This is a genomic window from Xanthobacter sp. BG11Y11_SDJG, assembly GCF_057364445.1.
Window position 1 is genome coordinate 1 of the sequence record NZ_JBNFNU010000558.1, and the last position, 2093, is coordinate 2093.

General features: G+C 74.3%; 1 protein-coding gene and 2 pseudogenes. 1 reads left to right on the forward strand and 2 read right to left on the reverse strand.

Features of this window, described 5'->3' with window-relative positions:
- Positions 1 to 16: 16 nt before the first annotated feature.
- Positions 17 to 638, reverse strand: a pseudogene (locus AC2W7M_RS24350) (Maf-like protein).
- A 412-nt stretch (positions 639 to 1050) separates the two neighbouring features.
- Between AC2W7M_RS24350 and AC2W7M_RS24355 the strand changes: the two are divergent.
- Positions 1051 to 1547: pseudogene (locus AC2W7M_RS24355) on the forward strand (GNAT family N-acetyltransferase).
- Positions 1548 to 1553: 6 nt separating this feature from the next.
- Here AC2W7M_RS24355 and AC2W7M_RS24360 read toward each other — a convergent pair.
- Positions 1554 to 2093, reverse strand: a 540-nt coding sequence (locus AC2W7M_RS24360; RefSeq protein WP_486135600.1) for an SDR family oxidoreductase, incomplete at its 5' end; no start/stop codon positions are given.

A 2093-nucleotide genomic window follows, 5' to 3' on the forward strand; every position in this document is an offset into this window, starting at 1 on the left:
GGCGCATCCGCCCCGCTCACGCCGCGCGCTCCACCCAGCCGGCGCGCACGTCGTAGCCCTCGCCAGCCAGCAGGCTCACCGTCTCGGCGAGCGGCAGCCCCACCACGTTGGTGTAGGAGCCCACGAGCTTCAGCACGAAGGCGCCGGCGATGCCCTGGATGGCGTAGCCGCCCGCCTTGCCGCGCCATTCGCCGCAGGCCAGATAGTCCGCCATCTCGTCGCGCGAGAGGCGCTTGAAGCGCACCCGTGTCTCGACCAGGCGGGTGTGGGCGCGGCGCCTGGGGTCCATGACGCAGATGCCGGTATAGACCCGGTGGGTGCGGCCGGAGAGCAGGCGCAGGCAGGCGTCCGCCTCGTCGGTCAGTTCGGGCTTGGGCAGGATGCGCCGGCCCACCGCCACCACCGTGTCGGCGGCGAGAACCAGGGCCGCGATGCCCGCATCCTTGGCGCGCCCCGCCACCAGCCGCGCCTTCTCCTCGGCGAGGCGCTGGGGCCAGGCGGCGCGGCAGCTCGCCCCGCTCGGGCGCCTCGTCCAGCTCGGCCGGCATGAGCAGGTCGGGCTCGATGCCGGCCTGGTTGAGGAGCGCGAGCCGGCGCGGCGAGCCGGATGCAAGGACGAGCTTCACCTTGTCTTCCACGGGACGGGCAACCTTTCCGCGCAGTGCGCCGGGACCTTGCCGGGGCGCCGGGCGCCCGCGGCCGGCACGCTAATGGAAAGGGCCGCCGCTGTGAACGGGGCAGTTGCGCGCCATTCCCCCACTTTGCCTTCCCCGCAAGCAGGACAGGGCGGGGCGGGGCGGGGTCCCTGTCCGCTGAGTGTCCGGAGGCAGGCGCCCCCCTCGCCCGGTGCCACTGGACCCGCTTGGCGCGGCGTGCTATCGCCCGCCGCTCATCGGCACGAGGATGCTGCGCCATGGCGCTCCGGCTGCGACGACGAGAGGATGGACCGCGCGCCAGCGCGCCCCTTCGCCTGCCCGCCTGACCGCGCCCGGGGAACCGTCCCGGCGCCGGATCGCCGGGTGACAGCGCCTGCCGATCCGAAGAAGACCCATGACCGAGCTTCCCCTTCTCCTCGCCCTCGAGCGGCCCCAGGACGCGCTTGCCATCGAGCGGCTGCACGAACGCACCTTCGGCCCCGGCCGGTTCGCGCGCACCGCCTTCCGCATCCGCGAGCAGGCGCCGCACGCGCCCGACCTCTCCTTCACCGCCCGCGTCGGCACCATGCTGGTGGGCTCGGTTCGGCTGACGGAGGTCGCCATCGGCCGCCATCCCGCGCTGCTGCTCGGTCCGCTCACCGTGGAGCCGCCGTTCCAGTCGGTGGGCATCGGCGCGCGGCTCATGGAGGTGGCGCTGGAGGCCGCCCGCAGCGGCGGCCACGCCCTCGTGATCCTGGTGGGGGGACGAGCCCCTATTATGCCCGCTCGGCTTTCCGCCGGGTGCCGGCCGGCCGCGTCACCCTGCCCGGCCCGGTGGACCCGGCGCGGCTCCTGGTGTGCGAACTGGTGCCCGGCGCCTTCGACGGCGTCGCCGGGCCGGTCACCGCCTGATGGAGCTCAGCCGAGATGCTGGCCGGCGTCGAGCGCCAGCATCTGGCCCGTGAGGGAGGGCGTCTCCACAAAAAAGCGAATGGTCCGCCCGAAATCGGCAAGGCTGGGGGCGTGCTGCAGCGGCGTCGCCGCCACCTCCCGCGCGAAGTCCTCCGGCGCGAGGCCTTCGTGCGGCAGCACCGGGCCGGGACCGATGCCCAGCACCCGCACGCGCGGCGCGAGCCGCGCCGCCAGCATGCGCGTCGCCGCCCAGAGCGCGGACTTCGAGACGCCGTAGGAGAAGTGATCCGGGGTAAGGCGCAGCACGCGCTGGTCGAGAATGTTCACCACCACCCCGTCCGCGCCCTCCGGCAACGCGGCGGCGCAGAGGTCGGCGAGCACGACGGGCGCCAGCGTGTTGACGCGGAAATGCCGCTCCATGGCGGCTTCATCCACCCGCGCCCCGTCGTCCTCGAACAACGCCGCGCAATTCACCAGCACGCCGAGCGGGCCGAGCGCGGACGCGGCGTCGGCCACCAAGGCCGGCAGGCGGCCGTTGTCGGCCAG